The organism is Burkholderia sp. PU8-34, from assembly GCF_053427725.1.
This window is the reverse complement of sequence record NZ_JBSAXC010000001.1, coordinates 18,973-40,745: the sequence shown is the minus strand read 5'-3', so window position 1 is coordinate 40,745 and position 21,773 is coordinate 18,973. Positions and strand designations below refer to the sequence as shown.

The 21,773-nt window shown below is 67.2% G+C and carries 16 protein-coding genes; 11 read left to right on the top strand and 5 right to left on the bottom strand.

All coding sequences use genetic code 11. The annotated features are described in order from the left end of the window. Nucleotides 1-6: 6 nt before the first annotated feature. From ACV22Z_RS00155 to ACV22Z_RS00145, 3 genes are read left to right on the top strand one after another with little or no spacing between them, the layout of a single operon-like run. Nucleotides 7-1,077 carry a LacI family DNA-binding transcriptional regulator gene (locus ACV22Z_RS00155; RefSeq protein WP_448074313.1) on the top strand — a complete coding sequence of 357 codons (1,071 nt, stop codon included), beginning with the start codon at nucleotides 7-9 and terminating at the stop codon, nucleotides 1,075-1,077. Beyond that, entirely contained in the window at nucleotides 1,074-2,093 is a 1,020-nt protein-coding gene (locus ACV22Z_RS00150; RefSeq protein WP_448074312.1) for a hydroxyacid dehydrogenase, read from the top strand. Before ACV22Z_RS00155 ends, ACV22Z_RS00150 begins: the two co-directional genes overlap by 4 nt. Further along, entirely contained in the window at nucleotides 2,090-2,914 is an 825-nt protein-coding gene (locus ACV22Z_RS00145) for an amidohydrolase family protein (protein WP_448074311.1), read from the top strand. The genes ACV22Z_RS00150 and ACV22Z_RS00145 overlap by 4 nt, the downstream gene beginning before the upstream one ends. 102 nt (nucleotides 2,915-3,016) lie before the next feature. Here ACV22Z_RS00145 and ACV22Z_RS00140 read toward each other — a convergent pair whose 3' ends face one another. After that, on the bottom strand, nucleotides 3,017-4,105 hold the full coding sequence (locus ACV22Z_RS00140; RefSeq protein WP_448074310.1) for a calcium:proton antiporter: 1,089 nt from the start codon (nucleotides 4,103-4,105) through the stop codon (nucleotides 3,017-3,019). Nucleotides 4,106-4,687: 582 nt separating this feature from the next. Here ACV22Z_RS00140 and ACV22Z_RS00135 point away from each other — a divergent pair. The 4 genes from ACV22Z_RS00135 to ACV22Z_RS00120 all read left to right on the top strand — a co-directional run bounded on the left by ACV22Z_RS00135 (nucleotide 4,688) and on the right by ACV22Z_RS00120 (nucleotide 9,368). Next, nucleotides 4,688-6,244 (top strand): 3-hydroxyacyl-CoA dehydrogenase, encoded by a 1,557-nt coding sequence (locus ACV22Z_RS00135; protein ID WP_448074309.1) that lies wholly within the window; start codon nucleotides 4,688-4,690, stop codon nucleotides 6,242-6,244. A 56-nt stretch (nucleotides 6,245-6,300) separates the two neighbouring features. Then, nucleotides 6,301-7,623, top strand: a complete 1,323-nt coding sequence (paaK, locus tag ACV22Z_RS00130) for a phenylacetate--CoA ligase PaaK (RefSeq protein WP_448074308.1) — start codon at nucleotides 6,301-6,303, stop codon at nucleotides 7,621-7,623. A gap of 48 nt (nucleotides 7,624-7,671) precedes the next feature. Next, on the top strand, nucleotides 7,672-8,472 hold the full coding sequence (locus ACV22Z_RS00125; RefSeq protein WP_448075124.1) for an enoyl-CoA hydratase-related protein: 801 nt from the start codon (nucleotides 7,672-7,674) through the stop codon (nucleotides 8,470-8,472). 224 nt (nucleotides 8,473-8,696) lie between these two features. After that, the gene (locus ACV22Z_RS00120; protein ID WP_448074307.1) at nucleotides 8,697-9,368 is read left to right on the top strand and encodes a MarC family protein; all 672 of its coding nucleotides are present in this window, start codon (nucleotides 8,697-8,699) and stop codon (nucleotides 9,366-9,368) included. 72 nt (nucleotides 9,369-9,440) lie between these two features. Here ACV22Z_RS00120 and ACV22Z_RS00115 read toward each other — a convergent pair whose 3' ends face one another. The 4 genes from ACV22Z_RS00115 to ACV22Z_RS00100 form a co-directional block, all read right to left on the bottom strand. Continuing rightward, the gene (locus ACV22Z_RS00115; protein ID WP_448074306.1) at nucleotides 9,441-10,307 is read right to left on the bottom strand and encodes a CPBP family intramembrane glutamic endopeptidase; all 867 of its coding nucleotides are present in this window, start codon (nucleotides 10,305-10,307) and stop codon (nucleotides 9,441-9,443) included. A 177-nt stretch (nucleotides 10,308-10,484) separates the two neighbouring features. Further along, the gene (locus tag ACV22Z_RS00110; protein ID WP_448074305.1) at nucleotides 10,485-11,141 is read right to left on the bottom strand and encodes a VC0807 family protein; all 657 of its coding nucleotides are present in this window, start codon (nucleotides 11,139-11,141) and stop codon (nucleotides 10,485-10,487) included. Between the two features lie 322 nt (nucleotides 11,142-11,463). Then, nucleotides 11,464-12,528 carry a 2,3-butanediol dehydrogenase gene (locus ACV22Z_RS00105; protein WP_448075123.1) on the bottom strand — a complete coding sequence of 355 codons (1,065 nt, stop codon included), beginning with the start codon at nucleotides 12,526-12,528 and terminating at the stop codon, nucleotides 11,464-11,466. Nucleotides 12,529-13,183: 655 nt separating this feature from the next. Continuing rightward, a complete protein-coding gene (locus ACV22Z_RS00100) occupies nucleotides 13,184-14,401 on the bottom strand; it encodes a GNAT family N-acetyltransferase (RefSeq protein WP_448074304.1) in 1,218 nt (405 codons plus the stop codon). Nucleotides 14,402-14,520: 119 nt separating this feature from the next. Here ACV22Z_RS00100 and pdxR point away from each other — a divergent pair, with 119 nt between their 5' ends. From pdxR to ACV22Z_RS00080, 4 genes are all read left to right on the top strand, one after another. Then, entirely contained in the window at nucleotides 14,521-15,990 is a 1,470-nt protein-coding gene (gene pdxR, locus ACV22Z_RS00095) for a MocR-like pyridoxine biosynthesis transcription factor PdxR (protein WP_448074303.1), read from the top strand. A 301-nt stretch (nucleotides 15,991-16,291) separates the two neighbouring features. Continuing rightward, the gene (locus tag ACV22Z_RS00090) at nucleotides 16,292-17,848 is read left to right on the top strand and encodes a trypsin-like peptidase domain-containing protein (RefSeq protein WP_448074302.1); all 1,557 of its coding nucleotides are present in this window, start codon (nucleotides 16,292-16,294) and stop codon (nucleotides 17,846-17,848) included. Nucleotides 17,849-18,546: 698 nt separating this feature from the next. Further along, complete coding sequence (locus ACV22Z_RS00085; protein WP_448074301.1) at nucleotides 18,547-20,526, top strand: DUF3857 domain-containing protein; 1,980 nt, start codon at nucleotides 18,547-18,549, stop codon at nucleotides 20,524-20,526. Between the two features lie 618 nt (nucleotides 20,527-21,144). Further along, the gene (locus ACV22Z_RS00080) at nucleotides 21,145-21,747 is read left to right on the top strand and encodes a tetratricopeptide repeat protein (RefSeq protein WP_448074300.1); all 603 of its coding nucleotides are present in this window, start codon (nucleotides 21,145-21,147) and stop codon (nucleotides 21,745-21,747) included. The last annotated feature ends 26 nt before the right edge of the window (nucleotides 21,748-21,773 follow it).

Here is a 21,773-nt window from a genome sequence, read left to right as displayed (position 1 = left end):
AACGCTATGAGTACGATTCAGGACGTCGCCCGCCACGCGGCCGTCTCGGTCAGCACGGTGTCCAACGTGCTGAACGGCCGGACCGGCCAGATGCGCAAGGAGACGCTCGCGCGCGTGAAGGCCGCGATGGACGCGCTGCAATACCGGCCGAGCACGCTCGCGCGCCAGCTGAAGACGGGCCAGACGCCGCTCGTCGGGCTGCTCGTGCCGTCGATGGCGAACCCGATGTATGGCTACATCGCACGGGAAGTCGAAACCTGCGCGCAGGAGCAGTACGGTTTTCGCGTGCTGATCGGCAACACCTATCGCGACGCGCAGAAGGAAGCGTCGTTCTTCGAGGATCTGTTCGCACATGGCGTGCGGCGCGTGATCGTGATTTCGTCGCTCGCCGACGAAAGCCACCTCGAACGCGCGGCCGAGCGCGGGATGACGGTCGTGAGCTACGACCGCCCCGCGACGCCTGGAGAGCGGTCGCAGGTCGATCACGTGAGCCCCGACAACGACGCCGCCGCGCGGCTCGCGACGCGCCGCCTCGTCGATGCGGGTCACACGCGGCTTGCGTTCGCGACGGTCGCGGGCATCACGATGAGCCGCAGCGACAAGATTCGCGGCTTTCTCACGGTCGCGCACGACGCGGGGCTCGGCGAGCACGCGCAGATTCTCGACGGCGGCCCGGCAAACGAATATGGCGATTCGGTGATCGTCGACGTCGGGCGCGCGCTCGGCCGCGGTCTCGCGGCGAATCCGGCGCGGCCGACCGGCATCGTCGCGGTCAACGACCTGCTCGCGCTCGGCCTGATGGCCGGCTTGCGCGAAGGCGGGCTGCGGGTGCCGGACGACGTGTCCGTGATCGGGATGGACGGCCATTTCCTGTCGGCGATCTCGAATCCGGCGCTGACCACCGTGCAGCTACCCGTCCCCGAGATGGCCGCCGAAATGGTCCGGCGCGTGATGCGCCAGGACGACGAAGGGGCGTCTCATCCGGAGCAGAGCGTGTTCGGCGGCGTCGTGCTGATCGAGCGCGACTCGGTTGCGCCGCCGCCGCGTGCCGACGATCTGGGCGGAGGGCGGGCATGAAGCGCGTATTCGTGACTCATCCGTCCGGGATGCTCGACCATTATTTCGGCGCGAAGGCGATGGACGCGCTCGATGCGATCGCACGCGCGACGTACAACCCGCAGGACCGTGAGCTGACGACCGACGAACTGATCGACGCCGCTCAGGCATCGGATGCGATCATCGGCTACCGGCAGACGCCCGCGCCGCACGCGCTGTTCGCGGGGCTGCCGAACCTTGGCGCGTTCGTGCGCTGCGCGGTCGACATCCGCACCGTCGACGTCGCGGCGGCGAGCGACTTGGGCGTGCTGGTCACGCAGGCGAGCCCGGGCTTCGCACCCGCGGTCGCCGAATGGGTGATCGGCACGATGATCGACCTCGGGCGCGGAATCGGCCGCTACGCGGCGGCCTACCATCGCGGCACGCCGCCGGCGCCGCAGATGGGGCGCGAGCTACGCGGCAGCACGCTCGGCATCATCGGCTACGGGCAGATCGCCCGTCACCTCGCGCCGCTCGCGGCCGCGTTCGGGATGCGCGTGCTGGTCTGCGACCCGTATGCGACGGTCGATGCGCCGCCGCTCGCGCAGGTCGATCTGGCGGCGCTGCTGCGCGATGCGGATTTCATCGTCTGCCTCGCGCCGGCCACGCCCGAAACGGCCAATCTGATCGATGCGCGCGCATTCGGCGCGATGAAGCCGGGCGCGTGCTTCATCAACGCGTCGCGCGGCGAGCTGGTCGACGAGCGCGCGTTGCTCGACGCGCTGGACAGCGGCCGGCTCGCGGGATGCGCGCTCGACGTCGGCCGCGCGCCCGACCAGATGCCGACGCCCGCGCTCGCCGCGCACTCGCGCGTGATCGCGACGCCGCATATCGGCGGGCTGACGCCGCCCGCGGTCGAGCATCAGGCGCTGGAAACGGTCGAGCAGCTGGCGGCGCTGTTCGCGGGGCGGATGCCGAACGGCGCGGTCAATGCGGCGCACGCGACGCGCATCGCCGGCTGGCGTTCGGCGGCCTGCGCCGGGCATGCGCTGACATGACGGACGTACTCGACACGCCGCGCGTCGCGAACGCGTGCGATTGCCACATTCACATCTACGACGACCGGTATCCGCTCGCGCCCACCGCGACGTTTCGTCCGCCGCACGCGCCGGTCGACGCATACCGGCGCGTGCAGCGCGCGCTCGGGCTCGCGCGCGTCGTGGTCGTGCAGCCGACGGGCTACGGCTATGACAACCGCTGCACGCTCGATGCGCTGGCGGCGTTCGGCGCCGATGCGCGCGGCATCGCGACGTTGCCGGCCGACGTGAGCGATAGCGAATTGCTGCGCCTGCATGCGGCAGGCATACGCGGCGTACGGTTCATGATGCTGTCGGGCGGGCTGTCGCGGTGGAGCGAGCTGGACGCGATGGCGGCCCGGATCGCGCCGCTCGGCTGGCACATCGACCTGCAGCTCGACGGGCGCACGTTGCCGGAGCATGAATCGAGGCTGTCGGCGCTCGCGTCGCGCGTCGTGATCGATCACACGGGGAAGTTTCTCGACCCGGTCACACCGGACGATCCGGCATTCGTCGCATTGCGGCGCCTGCTCGACCGCGGACATGCGTGGGTGAAGCTTTCCGCGCCATACGAGACATCGCGGGTCGGGCCGCCCGGCTACGACGACGTCGCGCGTCTCGCGTCGACGTTGGCGCGCGGGCAAGCGGACCGCTGCGTGTGGGCGAGCAACTGGCCGCATCCGAACGCCACGCCGGCGCCCGACGATGCGCGCCTCGTCGGCTGGCTGCACGACTGCGCGGCCGACGACGCGATCAGCCGCGCGATTCTCGCCGACAACCCGGCGCAACTCTACGATTTCTGATTGCGTGCGCCGGGGGAGCGCTGGCGTCCTTCGATCGATCCTGGTCGGACCGCCCGGCGCGCGGCGATTTTTGTCCGCACGGGCCGGACGTCGTGCGACGCGTCAGTGCGTGATCGACAGGAACAGGTAAGCGGCGAACAGCGACAGGTGGACGACACCATGCAGCACGGTCGTCCGCCCCTGGCTGAGCGTCAGCGTGCTGACCAGCAGCGTCAGCGACAGCAGCACGGTTTCCATCGCGCCGATGCCGAGCGTCAGCGGCTGGCCGACCCAGATGAACACCGCGGCGACCGTCGGGATCGTGAGCCCGATGCTTGCGAGCGCCGAGCCGAGCGCGAGGTTCATGCTGGTCTGCAGGCGGTTCGCGCGCGCGGCGGTGACGGCCGCGAGGCCTTCGGGCAGCAGCACGAGCGCGGCGATCACGATGCCGACCGCGGCTTCGGGCAGGCCGAGCTTGAACACCGCATGCTCGACGGCCGGCGACAGCAGCTTCGCGAGCAGCACGACCGCGATAAGGCTCACGAACAGCAGCACGAGGCTGAGCAGCGCCGTCTTGCCGCTCGGCGGCATCGCGTGCACGGATTCGTTCGCGCTGTCGTGCGACGCGAGGAAGTAGTCGCGGTGGCGCACGGTCTGCACGAACACGAACACGCCGTACAGCACCAGCGACGACACGCCGGCGAACGCGAGCTGCGATTTCGACAGCAGCGGACCGGGTGCGGCACTCAGGTAGTTCGGCATCACAAGCGACAGCACGGACAGCGACGCGAGCACCGCGAGCGCCTTGCTCGCACCGCGCCCCTGGAAATCCTGCTCGCCGTGCTTCCACGCGCCGACGAGCAGGCACAGGCCGACGATGCCGTTACAGATGATCATCACCGCGGCGAACACCGTATCGCGGGCGAGGCCGGATTTCTCGGGGCCGGCGCCGAGCATCACGGATACGATCAGCGCGACTTCGATGACGGTCACTGCAACCGCGAGCACGAGCGTGCCGAACGGCTCGCCGACCCGGTGGGCGACCACTTCCGCATGGTGGACGGCCGCGAACACGGCGCCGGCGAGCGCGGCGGAGAACAGCGCGATGATGAGGCCTTCGGCCGGCGCGACGCGCGACAGCGCGAGCACCAGCCACGCGGCAAGCGGGGCCCAGAGGGTCCAGCGCGGAAGCTGGTTGGACGAGATCGGCATGGTGGGTTTTCCTTATTAGAGTGGCGGCGGCGCGCGATGCGCGGCCGCGGGTTGGACGAAGCCCGGCCGGGAAATCCGCCGAACGAGAATGACGGTGCTGAAAGACGGCGGCGCGGGAACGCGCTGCCTTGGCTCGCCGCCGCGAGGCGGCAGGTGGTGCGGGCGCCGTAGCCCGTCGGGGGCGAAGCCCGATGCTCCGGCGCCCGTCGCGGCGAACCGGTTCGATGCGGCTGGCCGCCGGAAGCGGGGCGGGATCGCCGCCCGATGCGTGAGCTGACAACCTGGTTCCGACCCCGGAAGGGCGGACGGCGATGCGCTGCAAGGGCGGCGTGGCACGCTGTTCTCCCTGAAATTCCGGTGGTTTGCCGGATTTTATCAGGCGTTTGCGACCCACTATCCTGAAATCGAACGCTTACGTTGACCTTTCGGTTTCAAAAAAGTGCCCGACAAATTTCATTTTTTTGTTTGTACGGATCCGGTAACGCTCTCTTGCACGACAAATTCGGGCTCGCCCTGACATAAATCGACCGACCGGTCGGTTTATAATCGCTCGCATTCCCACTTCATGACGGATCGCAAGCGATGGCTGTTTCCTCTGCACAATCGGTGAACTCGGGCGCGCTGGCGCCGGCCGCGGTGGTTGGCGTGATCGGCGCGGGCGCGATGGGCGCGGGGATCGCGCAGGTCGCGGCGGCCGCCGGCCACACGGTGTTGCTGTACGACCTGAACGAGGCAGCCTGCGACAAGGCGCTTGCCGGCATCCGTGCGCAGTTCGCGCGTCTTGCAGAAAAAGGCAAGCTCGACCCGGCGCAGGCAGAGGCCGCGGGGCAGCGGGTGAGCGCGGTGCGTGCGCTCGCCGAGTTCGCGCCCGCCGCGCTGATCGTCGAGGCGGCGGCCGAGCGGCTCGACGTGAAGCGGGAGATCTTCGCGACGCTTGAACGCCATGTCGACGACACATGCGTGCTCGCAACCAACACGTCGTCGATCTCGATCACGTCGATCGCAGCCGGCCTGCGCGCGCCGCAGCGCGTCGCCGGCCTGCATTTCTTCAACCCGGCGCCGCTGATGGCGCTCGTCGAGGTGGTCAGCGGCCTCGCGACCGCCCCTGAGGTCGCGCAGGTGCTGTACGACACCGCCGCCGCATGGGGCAAGAAGCCGGTGATGGCGAAGTCGACGCCGGGCTTCATCGTGAACCGCGTCGCGCGGCCGTATTACGCGGAGGCGCTGCGCGTGCTGAACGAGCAGGGCGGCGCGCCGGCGTCGATCGACGCGGTGATGCGGGACGCGGGCGGCTTCCGAATGGGGCCGTTCGAGCTGATGGACCTGATCGGCCACGACGTGAATTTCGCGGTGACCGAATCGGTGTTCCGTGCGTATTTCAACGACCCGCGCTTCACGCCGTCGCTGATCCAGCAGGAACTCGTCAACGCCGGGTTCCTCGGCCGCAAGACGGGGCGCGGGTTCTATTCGTATGCGGACGGCGCGGCGCCGCCGGCGCCGGACGTCGAGCCGGATCGCGACGCGCCCGCCGCAGTCACGCTGTTCGCGCAGCACGGCCCCGCCGATGCGCTGCGCGCGCGTTTCGCAGAACGCGTGGCCGGCCCGAAGCAGGCGGATGCGCATCCCGATGACCTGCTCGCGACGGCCGGCCGCGCATCGATCGCGCTGACCGACGGCCGCACGGCGACCGAACGTGCCGCGCAGACGGGCGTGGCCGACCTCGTGCTCGTCGACCTCGCGCGCGACTACGCGCAGGCCGGGCTCGTCGCGCTGACGCGCGCGCTCCAGTGCAGCGACGCGGCCTATGCGGACGCCGTCGGCCTGTTCCAGCAGGCCGGCTATCGCGTCGTCGGCCTGGCCGACGTGCCGGGCATGATCGTAATGCGCACCGTCGCGATGCTCGCGAACGAAGCGGCCGACACGGTGAACCAGGGCGTGTGCTCGCCCGCCGATCTCGATCTCGCGATGGAAAAGGGCGTCAACTATCCGCGCGGACCGCTCGCGTGGGCGGATGCGATCGGCATCGCCCGCGTGCATCGCGTGCTGTCGCACCTGGCCGCCAGCTACGGCGAGGATCGCTACCGCGTGTCGCCGCGCCTCGCCGCGCTGCACGCGGCCGGCCGCAGCTTCCGCGGGTAGCCGCCGGCCCGCACCCGATCACGATAACGACATCACTCCACTGGAGGAGCTCCCCCATGACTGCCCCGACCCACCCGATGGCCGCGCTCGACCCGATCGAGACCGCCAGCCGTGACGAACTCCAGGCGCTGCAGCTGCAGCGGCTCAAGTGGTCGCTGCGCCACGCGTACGACAACGTCCCGCACTACCGCCGCACGTTCGATGCGGCCGGCGTGCATCCGGACGACCTGAAGACGCTCGCCGATCTCGCGAAATTCCCGTTTTCGACAAAGACCGACTTCCGCGACAACTACCCGTTCGGGCTGTTCGCGGTGCCGCGCGATCAGGTCGTGCGCGTGCACGCGTCGAGCGGCACGACCGGCAAGCCGACCGTCGTCGGCTACACGGCGCGCGACATCGACACCTGGGCGAACCTGATCGCGCGCTCGATTCGCGCGGCGGGCGGCCGCCCCGGCGACACGCTGCACAACGCGTTCGGCTACGGGCTGTTCACGGGCGGCCTCGGCATCCATTACGGCGCGGAACGGCTCGGCTGCATGGTCGTGCCGATGTCGGGCGGGCAGACTGAGAAACAGGTGCAGCTGATCCGCGACTTCGAGCCGAAGATCATCCTCGTCACGCCGTCGTACATGCTGAACCTGATCGACGAGATGGTGCGGCAGGGGATGGACCCGGCCGAGTCGTCGCTGAAGATCGGCATCTTTGGCGCCGAGCCGTGGACCGGCGCGCTGCGCGAGGAAATCGAGACGCGCGTCGGCATCGATGCGCTCGACATCTACGGGCTCTCCGAAGTGATGGGGCCGGGCGTCGCGTGCGAATGCGTCGAGACCAAGGACGGCCCGGTCGTGTGGGAAGACCATTTCTATGCGGAAATCATCGACCCGGTGACGGGCGAGGTGCTGCCGGACGGCAGCGAGGGCGAGCTCGTGTTCACGTCGCTGACGAAGGAGGCGATGCCGGTGATCCGCTATCGCACACGCGACCTCACCGCGCTGCTGCCGCCGACCGCGCGTGCGATGCGCCGCCTCGCGAAGATCACCGGCCGCTCCGACGACATGTTGATCATCCGTGGCGTGAACGTGTTCCCGAGCCAGATCGAGGAACTCGTCGTTGCGCGGCCGTTGCTGTCGGGCCAGTACCAGCTGACGATCTCGCGCGACGGGCACATGGACCGGCTCGACATCGCGGTGGAGCTGCGCTCGGAAGCCGGCGCGAGCGTCGCGGACACCGAGCGCCAGGCGATCGCGCGCGAGCTGCAGCACCGGATCAAGACGATGGTCGGCGTGTCCGCGGGCGTGACCGTGCTGCCGGCGGGCGGCATTCCGGCCACCGCGACCGGCAAGGCCAAGCGCGTGATCGACCGGCGCCACGCCGCGTGACGCGCCAACCTGCTTGAACACGTTTGATGCGAGGAAACCTGCTTGAAGATCGATGAACTGAAGACCCTGGCCGTCGCCGTCGATGCGCGCGGCATCGCGACCGTCGCACTGCAGCGCGGCGACGTGCTCAACGCGTTCGACGAGACGATGATCGCCGAACTGACCGACGTGTTCACCGCGCTCGGCGCGTGCGACGACGTGCGCGCGATCGTGCTGCGTTCGGACGGCCGCGCGTTCTGCGCGGGCGCCGACCTGCAGTGGATGCAGCGCGCAAGCGCGAACGACGCTGCCGCGAACCTTCGCGATGCCGAACGCTTTGCCGCGATGATGCGCGCGATCCGGCAGTGTCCGAAGCCGACGGTTGCGCGCGTGCAGGGGCATGCGTTCGGCGGCGGCGTCGGCCTGTGCGCCGCGTGCGACATCGTGATCGCGAGCGATCATGCGCGCTTCGCGGTCAGCGAGGCGCGGTTCGGGATCCTGCCCGCCGTGATCGGCCCTTATCTCGTCGAGACGGTCGGCCAGCGCCAGGCGCGGCGGCTGGCGCTGACCGCGACGCAGTTGAGCGCCGGCGAAGCGGTCGCGATCGGCCTGATCCACCAGGCCGTGCCGCTCGAGTCGCTCGACGAAGCCCTCGACAGGACGCTCGCCGAGCTGAGCCGCAACGGCCCGAATGCGCTGATGGAAATCAAGCGCTTCTTCGATGCGATCGGCGAGTATCCGCCGTCCGACGAACGCGCGGCGTTCACCGCGCAGACGATTTCGCGCGTGCGCGCGACCGCGGAGGCGAAGGAAGGGTTCGCGGCGTTCTTCGCGAAGCGGCCGCCGGCGTGGGAGCCGGGCGCCGCGTAAGCGCGCGCGGGCGGCGCGGGGTGGCCCCGTGCCGGGGCGGAAACAAGGGGGTGGTCGGTTTGCGCAGGTCGTGCGGGCTGGCATCGCGCAATGCCGCCGACGCACGCGGGGCGGCTTGCTGCACCCCCGCCGGCCGCCCCGCAAACGGGGACGGTTGCTCTACAATGCGTGACCCGGCGCGCCGCCGATTCTGCGCTGATCCGCCCTGACCGATTCCCCGCCCGATGATCGTCAACCGCCTTATCTCCGAGATCCTGTTCGGCTTCACCGGCCTGATGGGCATCATCAACCCGATCGGCATTGCGTTCCTGTTCCTCGAACGCACCGAATCGCTGACCGAGCACGAGCGCCACCTGCTCGCGAAGAAGGTCGCGTTCAATTCGTTCATCGTGCTGATGGTCGCGTTCTTCGTCGGCACGCCGGTGCTGCATTTCTTCGGGATCTCGATGGAAGCGCTGCGCATCGGCGGCGGCTTCGCGGTCGCGGTGTCGGGCTGGCGGATGCTGAACGAGCCCGACGTGCCGGGCGGCGGCGACACGCCGGTCAAGCCGATCGACGCGAATGCGATCATGACGCGCGCGTTCTTCCCGCTGACCGTGCCGCTGACGACCGGCCCCGGCTCGATCGCGACTGCGATCGCGCTGAACGCGAACCGCACGCACAAGCTGTCGGAATTCATGCTGTCGAGCATCGTGTCGGTCGCGGTGTCCGTGCTCGTCGCCGTCGTGATCTGGCTGACCTACAGCCGCGCGGCGCTCCTCGCGCGCTATCTCGGCACCGAGGGCACCAAGGTCGCGATGCGGGTGTCCGCGTTCCTGCTGCTGTGCGTCGGCGTGCAGATCATGCTGACCGGCTTCTCCGAATTCCTGCAGCCGATCGCCGATCAGATCAAGTAAGTCCCGGGCCTTGGGTGCGCGGCTGCCGGTGCTCGGCTCGCCGGGGGAGCCGGAGTCCTGCTGCATCGCGCGTCAGCGCGCGAGCGCCAGCATCGGATAAGTGAACAGGCCGAAGTGGACGACGTTCAGCCCGGCATGCGCGAGCGCAGCCGCGAACAGCCCGCCGCGGCGGTAAGCGATGCCGTATCCGGCGCCGGCCACCGTGCCGAGCACGACCCACGGCCAGCCGCCCGCCGCATGGGCCGCGCCGAACAGCGCGGCACTCACCGCCAGCGCCGCCCCGGGCCCCCACGCGAACCGGCCGAGCGCGCGCGTCAGGCCACCCTGCAGATAGCCGCGGAACAGCGCTTCCTCGGCGAGCGTCACGAACAGCAGGTTGTTCGCGAGCCACAGCCAGCCTGACGCCGGCCATTTGGGCGCCCAGCCGACCATGCCGAACGCGACCGCGCCGGCGAGGCACGCCGCCGACGTCGCGAGCGCCGCGACGACGCCCGTGCGCACCGCACGCGCGAGCGGAACCGCCGGTGCGATCCACGGCAACACCCACAGCAGCCACAGGCCGGCGAGCGGCTTGTCGAGGTTCAGGTACATCGTGAACGGCACGGCGTCCGGCGTGAAGCGAACCGGACCGATCGCGCGCGGATTGTGGAAGCCGGGCAGCCAATGCAGGCTCAGCGCGATGGCAAGGGCGACGAACGCGGCGTGCGCGGCGGCGCGCACCGCGGGCGGGCGCGCGGCGGATGCGCCCCATGCCGCCAGCGCGAGGCCGGCCAGCGGTGCCAGCGCGAGCGGCGCGAGCATCCCGAGCGCGAGTGCGCCGGCATAGCCGAGCGCGGCAAGGATCACGCTGGCGGCACGCAGCGGGCGGACCCATGCGAGCGCCGCTGCGGCAAAAAGGGCAATCCAGGTCGCCGTGAACGGCAGGGGCGGGACGGACATGAGCGGCGGAACTTTCGTCGGACAAGACGCCGCGCATCATACAGGACGGGGGATCCGGTTTGCCCGGGAGGGTGCGGCACAAGCGCGCCGGGGGCGGCCATTATCGACAATTAACGGCCATAACGGCCATAACGGCCATAACGGCCATTAACGGTTGTCAACGGTTGCTGATGGCTGTCAGCTGCCGGCGGTTTCGGTCAGGCCGTCGCGGGTCGGGATGTCGACGTTGTTGCGCGCCCGCATCCGCCGCCGGTACCAGAACGTCCACATCAGCAGGCAGCTGAACACCGAATAGCCGATGATCGGCGACACGACCAGCACGCGCTCGACCGTCCAGTTCGCGACCATCCAGCAGCGCAGCAGCATTTCCAGCGTCATGCTGGTGCCCCACACGAAGGTCATCAGGCGCAGCGTCTGGCGCAGCGCGGGCTGCTCTTCCCACACCGCTTCGAAGCGCGCGGCACCGCCCGCCATTTCGCGGGCCACGGTGGCGCGCGCGAGATAGAAGATCACCGGGCGTTCACGCACGAGCGACATCAGGAATATCACGCCGATCGCGCCGGACGCGAGCGAATCGCGCATCAGCAGCGCGCGCGGCCCGCCGCCGAGCGACATCGCGACGACCGACAGCGCAATGCCGAACAGCACGACGACGCTCACCGCATCGATGCGGCGCGCGCGGATGAATTCGAAGAGGGCCCAGAGAACGGGCGGGATGGCCGACGCGTACAGCGCGCCGGCTTCGCCGAAATGCGGATGCGCGACGCGGTAGGCGGCCCACGGCAGCATCAGGTTGACGACGAGTTCGAGGATCAGGCCGGCTCGCGGTTTCACAGGACGGATTCCCGGTGAAGGGTTCGGACGTGAATCACGTGCGATCCAGTATATCGGACATTCGGCGGTCGTTCGCGGCGTGCAAGATGCCGGATATTGCGATCCATTCCTGCGCATGTCGCGACAGGTCGACCATCGACCGCGGCGCGTCGCGTCGCGAGATCGTCGGCGAGAGCCTGCTGCCGGTTTCCGGCAGCAGGCGCCTCGCCTCCGGCATCAGCCCACCGCCGGCTGCGAGGTTTCCGGCAGCCGGCGCCTCGCCTCTGCCATCAGCCCACCGCCGGCCGCGAGGTTTCCGGCAGACAGCGCCTCGCCTCCGCCGTCAGCCCACCGCCGGCTGCACGATGATCTTCACGTTGCGGTCCTTGTTGTTGACCAGTTCCTCGAATCCGCGCGACACGATGTCGCCGAGCGCGATCCGGCCGGTGATCAGCGGCTGCACGTCGATCCGGCCGTCCGCGATGAAGCGGATCACGTCGGCGAATTCGCCGTTGTACGCGAGCGAGCCGATCACTTCCTTCTCGGTCGACACGATGTCGAAGAAGTTGAACGAAGTCGGCTCCTCGAAGATGCCGACCATCACCGCCTTGCCGGCCTTGCGGATCACGTCGATCGCGAGTTTCGCGGTCGTGGTGTGGCCAATGCATTCGAACGACACGTCCGCGCCGTAGCCGCCCGTCAGCGCCTTGACCTGCGCGACCGCGTCGGTCTCCTTTGGATCGATGACGACGCTCGCACCGACTTCGAGCGCCTTCTGCTTGCGCGCGGCGGACATTTCCAGCGCGATCACGCGTCCCGCGCCGGCCGCCTTCGCGCACATGATCGTGCACAGGCCGATCGTGCCGGCGCCGACCACGACGACCGTCTGCCCGACGATGCTGCCGGCCTTCTTCACCGCGTGCAGCCCGACCGCGAGCGGCTCGATCAGCGCGCCGGCCTCGGTCGGGAAGTGGTCGGGGAGCTTGTACAGCAGTTCGGCGGGCACGTTCACGTATTCGGCGAACGCGCCGTTGTTCATCAGCCCGGTGAACGCGAGGTTCTCGCAGATGTTGTACAGACCGTGCGTGCAATACCAGCAGGTGCCGCAATGCTGGCAGGCGTCGGCCGTCACGCGGTCGCCGACCGCGAAGCCCGTCACGTCCGCGCCGAGTTCCGCGATCTCGCCGCTGAATTCGTGGCCGAGGATGCACTGGCCCTTCAGGCCCGTCAGCGGATGCGGCGCGTCGACCGGGATGAAGACCGGGCCCGCGACGTACTCGTGCAGATCCGAGCCGCAGATCCCGCACCAGTGCACGCGGATCTTGACCCAACCCGCTTGCGGGCGGTCCGGAACGGGAACCTCTTCGACGCGGATGTCGCGGCGGCCGCGCCAGACGGCGGCCTTCATGCTCGATTGAATTGCCGATGCGGGTGTGCTCACGTGCTTGTCTCCGTCAGGGTTGTCGTCGGGCGCGAAACGCGGTCGCGACCGTCGCGCGATGGCGCGCCCGATCGGCATGCAGGAACGGTGCCAGCGCAATGCGCGAGGTTGCGAGGCCGCGTGCGACATCACGAATGTGCGCCGCACAAGCCGTGCTTCGTACGTATGTCGGGGCGTCCGGGTTGGGGCTCAGCGTGTTTGCTGCGATTGCGCAGGCATTCGGGATGCGAGACGCGTGCGACGTTCGTCTCACGCGCGTGAGACGAGTCGAGAGACGAACGCCGCCGGGGCGCGATGTGCGCCAGATCAACTGCGGCGGCGCGCGATCACCTCACGACGACGCTTCCCGGCGACTCGCATGGAGAAGAGACGATGACCGAAGCACCCGTCGCGGCGAACTTAGCCGCAGCGCCGTCGCGCACGAATCGGGCCGGCGCCGGTCAACGGCGACGAGATGATCTGTCCCGCATCGGTGCCGTGCGCGGCCCCGAGCGGCGTGACCGTCGGATCCGGGCCGGACGCCGCGCAGGCCGGACCAGCCGCGTACGGTTCGCCCGGCGTCCGGGATTGACGGGCGCCGGGCGGCCGGGCGTGCGCAGCGCGTGCCGCCGTGCGGGTTCGGCTACTTGAGATCCTTGCGGTACTGGATGAACCCCGCATTGTTCGCGAGCCGGTCGTACAGCGCACGGGCCGTCGTGTTCGTCTCGTGCGTGAGCCAGTACACGCGGCTCGCGCCGGCTTCGCGCGCGTGCGCGTACACGGCCTCGATCAGCGCGCCGCCCGCGCCACGCCCGCGCGCTTCGGCCGCCGTGAACAGGTCCTGCAGATAGCAGTACGGCCCTTCGGTCCAGCACGAGCGATGGTAGATCGCGTGCACGATCCCGAGCAGCGTGCCCGATGCGTCGAACGCGCCGAGCACGAACATCGGCTCGTCGGGGTCCATCAGGCGGGCCCACGTCGTCGCGAACACGGCATCGCTCAGTGCGGTGTTGTAGAAGCGCTGGTAGCCCTGCCACAGCGGACGCCACGCGGCCTCGTCGGCGGCGGCGAGCGGCCGGACCGCGACACCCGTCGCACCCGTCGCACCCGTCGCGCCGTTCTCGCGGCCGGCCGCGTCGCGCGCGTTCGCCTGCGCGTGGCGGATCGAGGTAAGCGACTGGCGCTGCACGCCTTGTGCGTCGAAGTTCGCAGGCGACAGCCATGCGTCGAACGCCGCCGCGACGGCCGGCCATTCGCCGTCGACGATCGAATACCACGCGGTGTCGCGATTGCGCCCCTTGGAGACGATCGCTTGCCGGAACGTGCCTTCATAGCGGAATCCGAGCCGGGCGGCGGCCTGCCGCGACGGCTCGTTCAGACTGTCGCATTTCCACTCGTAGCGCCGGTAACCGAGCGTGTCGAACGCGTATTGCATCAGCAGGTATTGCGCTTCGGTCGACACCGGCGTGCGCTTCAGCGCGGGCGAGAACGTGACGGAGCCGACTTCGATCACGCCGTTGGCCGGATCGATGCGCATCAGTGCGAGCGTGCCGACAGCTCGGCCGGTCGCACGGTCGATCACCGTGTAGTGCAGCGGATCGGCGCTCGTTGCTGCGCCGCGCGCGTACTCGCGGTAGCTCGCTTCGTCGGCGTACGGACCGTGCGCGAGATAGGTCCAGTCGCTGCCGTCGGCCGCCTGCGCGTACGCGGCGTACAGGTCCGCCGCGTGACGGTCGGCGTCGAGGGGCTCGAGACGGCAGTAGCGGCCGTCGAGCGTGATGCGTTGCGGGCGCGGGCGCGCGGTCCAGTCGGGAACCGGTTGGCCGATGGGCTGTTGAAAAGCGCTGGTGAGCGTGGACAAGGTCGATCTCGCTTCGGTTGGTGGCCGGCGACATGCCGGCATGCAGACGATCGTAGTGATCGCGAGGTACCATGAGAAGCGCCAGCACACGGCAATTTTATGGTGCCACGCCCCATTCGATGACTTCCGTTCTCTCTTCCGATGACGTTTCGCCGCAGCTCGACGCGCCGCTGTCGCGCGCGCCGGGCGCGCCGTCGCTGCAACGGCAGCTGTTGCAGCGGCTGCGCGACGCGATTCTCGGCGGCACGATGCCGGCCGGCAGTCGCCTGCCCGGCACGCGCGCGCTGGCCGACACGCTCGGCATTTCCCGCAACACGGCGACGGCCGTGTACGAGCAGCTCGTTGCCGAGGGCTTCCTGCAATCCGACCGGCGCGGCACGCGCGTCGTCGGGCTGTCGCGCCGGAGCGCGCCGCGCCGTCGTGCCGCGGCACCGGCCGTCGCGCAGCGGCTCGCGCGGATCCGCCCGAGCCTGATCGGCGCCGGCGAGTTCGAAGGCTTTCGGCCGGGCGTGCCCGCGCTCGCGCATTTCCCGGTCGACGCGTGGCGCCATGCGATCGATCGCGCGCTGCGCCGTGGTGGACGCGACCTGCTCGGCTACGGCGATCCGCTCGGCGAGCCCGCGCTGCGCGAATCGATCGCGCGCCACCTCGCAGTGACGCGCGGCGTGCGCTGCGAACCCGAGCAGATCGTGATGACCGAGGGCGCGCAAGGCGCGATCGCGCTGTGCGTGCAACTGCTGACGAACCCCGGCGACACGGTGTGGGTCGAGGAGCCCGGCTATCGCGGTGCGCGCACCGCGATGCAGGCGGGCGACCTCGACGTGGTCGCGATGCCGGTCGATCGCGAAGGCATGTGCACGCATGCGGACGACTGGCGCGACCGCACGCCGCGGCTCGTGTACACGACGCCGTCGAACCAGTTTCCGACCGGCGCGGTGCTGTCGATCTCGCGCCGGCTCGCGCTGATCGATGCCGCGCGCCGACATCGCGCGTGGATCATCGAAGACGACTACGACAGCGAATTTCGGCACACCGGCGAGCCGATCGGCGCGATGCAGGGGCTCGCGCCCGATTCGCCGGTCGTGTATCTCGGCTCGTTCAGCAAGACGATGTTTCCGGCGCTGCGGCTTGGCTTCCTCGTGCTGCCCGAAGCGCTGCTGTCCGCGGTGCAGGCAGTGCTGCCGGAGATGCTGCGCGGTGGCACGCGCCACGTGCAGCTCGCGCTGGCCGACTTCATCGAGAAGGGCGAATACGGCCGCCACCTTGGCCGGATGCGGCGGCTTTACCGCGATCGCCGGCAGGCGCTGCTCGCTGCGCTCGACGGCGGTTTCACGGTGCCGCATCGCGTCGAGGGCGGCCCGTGCGGGCTGCACCTGGCACTGCGCCTGCCGGCGCGCTACCCCGATCGCGCGCTCGTCGACGCCGCCCGCGCGCACGGCATCGGCCCGTTCGCGCTGTCGGGCTTCTCGATGCATGCGGACCCCACGCACAACGGCCTCGTGCTCGGCTTCGGCAACACGTCGGCCGATGCGTTCGAGCCGCTGCTGCGCACGCTGTCCGCGCTTGCGCATCGCCTCGGCGGCAGTTGAATCGGCGGGCGCGCACCGTCTTGCCCGGATGCAGTGTCGCGGTCACGCGCGCCCGGTCGACGAGCGCGCGCTCCGTGCACGTGTCGCGAACGTCGGAATTGTGCGGATTGACGAAACGCCCGGTTTGACCGGAACGAATGCTGCAGGCGTTCTGCGGCGCATGCGCCGCCGGCATCCGGAGTTTCGATTCGTATGCTCTGGCGCGCGGCGTGGACTATAAATGGAGCGTGTACTGGGGCTTGTCGGCTGCATGCGCGTCTCGCGCATCGGGCGGTGCGACGACTGCCGGGGGAGGTGCACCGTGGTTCGCCTGACGCTTGTCCGCGCCGTGCTTCGCGCCGCGCTGATCGGGGGAGTGTTTGCCGGTTGCGTGTCGCTGCAGCCGGCGGCCATCGCGGCGAGTCCCGCGCCGTCCGTGGCGAAGGAAAAACGCGTCGCGCAGCCCGCTGCCGCGCCGGTCGATTTTCCCGCGATCGTCGAGCGTTACGGCCCGGCCGTCGTGCACATCAACGAGGCCATGCCGCCCGATGCGCAGGCGGGCGCACCATCCGCGCCAGCCATGGCGGGCGCCATCTCCACGCTCGATACCGACGATCCGCTGGCTGCGTTCTTCCAGCGCGGCGTGCCACAGCCTCCTTCGCAGCCGCCATCGCCGGACACCGTGCCGCGCACGCTCTCGGGCAGCGGTTCCGGGTTCATCGTCAGCGCCGACGGCCTGATCCTGACGTCCGCGCAGGTCGTCGATCAGGCGACCGAGCTGACGGTCCGCCTGGCCGACCGGCGCGAATTCAAGGCGACCGTGCTGACCGTCGATACGCAGAGCGACGTCGCGATCCTGAAGATCGACGCGACGAAACTGCCGGTGGTCAGGCTCGGCGATTCGTCGAAGGTGCGCGTCGGTGAACCGGTGATCACGATCGGCTCGCCGGACGGCACGGGGAACACGGTCACGGCCGGCATCGTCAGCGCGACGTCGCACACGCTGCCGGATGGCAGCCCGTTTCCGTTCTTCCAGACCGACATCGCGGTCAATCCGGACAACTCGGGCGGGCCGGTGTTCAATCGCGCGGGCGAAGTGATCGGCATCGCCATGCAGGTCTACCCGAGCGCGGATCGCTATTCGAGCCTCACGTTCGCGATTCCGATCAGCCTCGCCGTGAAGGTGCGCGCGCAACTGCAGGCGCAGATGCAGGCACAGACGCAGCCGCAGCCGCAGCGCACGCCGTCGGGGAACGCGCTCGGCGTCGACGTGCAGGACGTCGGCGCGGGGCTCGCAGCGGCGTTCGGGCTGCCGCGTCCGGCCGGCGCGCTCGTCAACGCGGTCGATCCGGGCTCGCCGGCCGCGGCGGTCGGCATCAGGCCCGGCGACGTGATCCTGCAACTGGGCAGCCGGCCGATCGGCCACTCGGCCGAACTGAACGACGTCGCGGCCGCGCTGCCGCCTGGTGCGAAGGCGCCGGTCAGGCTGATTCGCAACCGCAAGTTGATGACAGTGACAGTCACGGTCGCGCCAGCGGCTCCGGCCGGTGTGGCGGGCGCGGCGGCCGCTGGCGCGGGTGCGGAGCCGGTTGCCGCGCCGTCCGCCGGCGGCGGCGATCGTCTCGGCCTGACGATGCATCCGCTGACCGACGACGAGCGTCGTTCGACCGGGCTCGCGGTCGGGATGATGGTCGATGACGTGCATGGGCCGGCGGCCGCCGCCGGGATCCAGCCGGGCGACGTCGTGCTCGAACTCAACGACACGCTGCTCGAAACCCCGGACGACGTCGCGGCGCTCGAAGCGAAAGGCGGGAAGGTGATTGCGGTGCTGATCCAGCGAAATAACGCGCGGCGGTTCGTGTCGGTGCATGCGCGGTAGGCGCGGGGGCGGGACGGCAAAGTGGCGCAAGGGCGGGCGAGTGGCCAGCCGCCACAGAAGGGGGCACTGCGGTTGAAACGGATCGGGTGTTGCGCAAGTCGGGCTGGCCGATCATGAGAACGGTCTGCGCGTAAAAGTGGAACCACCTTACCAGAGGCGAGAGCGGTGAGGGGAAAAGCAAAATTCTCCGAATAGGACCGATTCAATGAAATCATCAATTCGCGCAAACGTTAACTTTGGAATCGAATATTGAAGCTCTAGTCCCGCAGCGGATACCTCTGATTGATAGGGGTTACCACTTGCTTGAATCGAATCTTCCGACGGTATTAACTAAATCGACGAAGTCGGGGGCTGCGGCAGCAAAGCAACACGGGCATCATGAAATGTGTTTTTAAAATATGAGAAGGTGCATAGTAATGCTTTAATGACAAAAAATAGCTTGAGGATCGCAGTATTGAACGTTCCGCGGAGCGATCATGATATTTACCTTCCGGCGAAGGTTATGGCTGTGCCATCACGCGGTTTTGTGGGCAAGGCCTTCGTCTCATATTTGGTTGTTGCATGAACTTCGACGGCGGCCGCGTTTAATTCGCTTAGCAACGTCCTGATTGTGTCTCTGTTCGACTCCAGAGAACGGAGAGCGTGCATTTCTCCCTTCATCTAATTCGCGCAAAGGTCAGGAGCAACATCTGTGATAAATGGCAGTTGCCTCGTGGGGAAAGTTTTCGGCTATTGGCCGAAATTTAACGATTGAATATAATCCGGGGGAGAAACGTATGCAAAATCCGGTTGTTCCGGCGCGCCTTCTCGTATTGTTGGTGGCTGCGCTCGCTCTCCCTGGCTTCGCTCAGACACAGCCCCCGGCCCCGCTGGCTGCAATGGAACATCATGCGCAGGATCCGGCCGTTCGCATCGTGTCTTACAACGAAAAACACGTCATTGGAATCGATGGCAAAGACGATTCCACGATGGCGATGTCGCTCCAGGTACTGAAGACCAGCGCGCTGGAAGACGCCAAGCAACGTACCCTCAGCTTCAGCCGCAGCGCAGAGAAAATCGACGTCCTCGAAGCATATACGCTTAAGGCCAACGGACATCGTGTGCTCGTGCCGCGTGGAAGTTGGCAAATACGCAAAGACGAGGGGCGCAACGGCGCTACGGCGATGTTCTCCGACTACAGCAGCATCAGTTTGGTGTTTCCGGATCTGGCGGTGGGAGACACCACGGTGCTGAAATACCGCAAGTCGACAATCGAGCCGCTCTTCCCCGGCAAGCTTTCGCTCGATCGAAGCTTCGCGCGCAGTCTGGCCATCGACAATGCTGTGATCAGTGTGGACGCACCAGCGGAAATGCACCTGCGGTACGCCGCGCGAGACATGCAGGAAAGTGCTGTGGCGAAGGGCGGACGTCAGTATCTAACCTGGACCTTGCAGAACAAGGTGCCCCAGCTCACCGATCGCAATGACTGGTCGGTCGTTGATCCGGAGTCCGAGCCCGGTGTTGCATTGAGCAGCTTCACCGATTGGGGTGACCTGGCCCGGAGCTATGTGGAGCGCGCCACGCCAAAGGCGGCAGTGACGCCGCGCTTGCGTCAGCTGTCTGCGCAACTCGTGGGCGAGCGCGCCACGCTCGAAGACAAGGCCCATGCGATTTACGACTGGGTGAGCCAAAACATTAGCTACGGCGGAAACTGCGTGGGCATTGGCGCTGTAGTGCCTCGTGACCTGGATGTTGTCCTCGATGCCAAAATGGGCGACTGCAAGGACCACGCTACGCTTCTGCAAGCCTTGCTTGCGGCCCAAGGTATTGCCAGCGAACAAGTACTCGTCAATGCGGGCAATGTTTACAAGCTGCCCAAGATCGTCGTGGCCTCGACGGTTAACCATGTCATCAACTATGTGCCGGAAATTAAGCTCTTTCTGGACACCACTGACGGCCGCACCGTGTTCGGCCGACTGCCCGTAGCAGATCAGGACAAGCCCGTGCTTAGCGCGTCTTCTGATGTGCCGGCCCGCACTCCGGCCGACAAGGGCAATAACACCCAAGTCTTGAGCTCACGCCTGCATATTGACAATGATGGCTCGGTTGACGGCGATATCGCAGTGGAAGTGACTGGACTGTATGCAGAGCTGGCACGCCAGCGCCTACTCAATATCGGCAAAGACGAGCAGGCGCGCTTCATTCGCGAAGCGTTCCGCCGTGATGGCTTTGAGGCCGATGGCACCTTTGATTTCGACGACCCACTTCCACTGGTGGACCATTTTTCCTACAAGGGCACGTTCAAGGTGCGAAAGGCAGTCCGCTATCCAGGATCGGGCGGGCTCAGCATCACTCCTTGGCTGTACACGGAGGCGGCGGTGGACCATTTTGCGAAGCTAGCCTTGCTGCCGGTCGAGCCCCAAGATACGGTGTGCCTGCCCGGTGCAACTAAGGAGGAGTACGTCATCACGCTGCCCGAAAAGCTCCAAGTGCTGTCGCTGCCAGAGGGTGCCAAGGTGGACAACAAGTTTCTCAGCTATGAAAGCCGCTATTCACTGGAAGGGCGCGAGCTGAAAGCGACCCGCACATTGAGCGACCGGAGCCCTGCCAATATCTGCCCGGCCGACGTTTCGAAGCGGATCAGTGAGGCCCTGCGTCCCGTTTTGGACGACGTGCGTCAGCAATTGCTCTACAAGTAGGCAGGCGTCATGCTGCGAATCAATCTGCATGGCCATCGGCGAGATTGGTTGTTGGCTGAAGACTGCGCACCTCCCAATGCCACAAATCCGGATTGGAATGCAGCCCTTTCGCTCGGCGATTTCACGTCCGCTTCCGAGCAAGGCGACAGTCCGTTGAGGGTTAGCTACGGCTGATCGCGTGGGGCGGATACCGGCCAGAAGCGGACGGTCGACGTCAACGAATAGATTGTTGGCAATTGGCCTGCATGTCTTTGGTAACAACTGTCAGCGAGACATGTGAGGTAACTAGGCCGCCGAACGAGGGGGGGCGCGTAAACTCCTATCATAAGCCTCTTGGTTATGAAGATTGCATGAATCATTTCGATATGACCCAGTAACGCCGGATTTTTCTTGCGCTAATCTGAATGGCTCTCTGCAATCGGGATGATTCGAAATGGTCACCATCGAACCACCACCTATCCGCGCTTTTCCAAGGTCCTTGTCGCGAGGGACTTGCAAACTTGCTACCTCCCCCTGCCCGACGAACTCGAATGTGCGAGCCGTTCGCCGCGCTTCTCAACGTCAGCACCTCCGCCACCTCGGCATCAACGTACCTCGCTAGGCGTGAGGATTATGCGTATGAACTCTGCGCGTGAACAGGAGAAAAGAAGCGAACCGAGTGTAGCCGAGCTCCTGAGTGAGGCGGCAAGACTTTGCGCGAAGGGAAAGTATTCGCAGGCGTTCCCAATTTATCGACAACTTGCCGAATCGGGTCATCCAGAGAGTCAGGTGTTCCTAGGTTGGATGTTTGCAGAAGGTCAAGGTGTGCACGCGAGCCAGGAGGATGCGGCCCGCTGGTTCAAGCATGCTGCAGAGCTTGGTTCAGCAAGGGGTGCATTCTATCTCGGGCGATTGCTGACCAGTGAGGCCAAGTATGCTGATGCAGTTTATTGGTATCAGCGGTCCGCGAGGGCAGGGTACTCCCCTTCTCAATATCGACTTGGAGTTTCATATCTAATGGGACAAGGTGTTCCAAAGGATATCTCCTTGGCTTGTCGCTACCTTGTGGAAGCAAAGGCCAATGGAAATATCTTTGCCCGGCGTGACCTTGCTGTATTGGATATTCGCGGCTATAGGGGCGGGGCGCGGAGGTTCTTAGGCGCCTTCGAATTTTTGCTCGTACTGCTGGTCGGCATTGGTTGCGCTCTTAAAAGCCCATTCTCTGATGATCTTAGGGGGTGACGGAATGCCGATTTCTTCCATTCCTG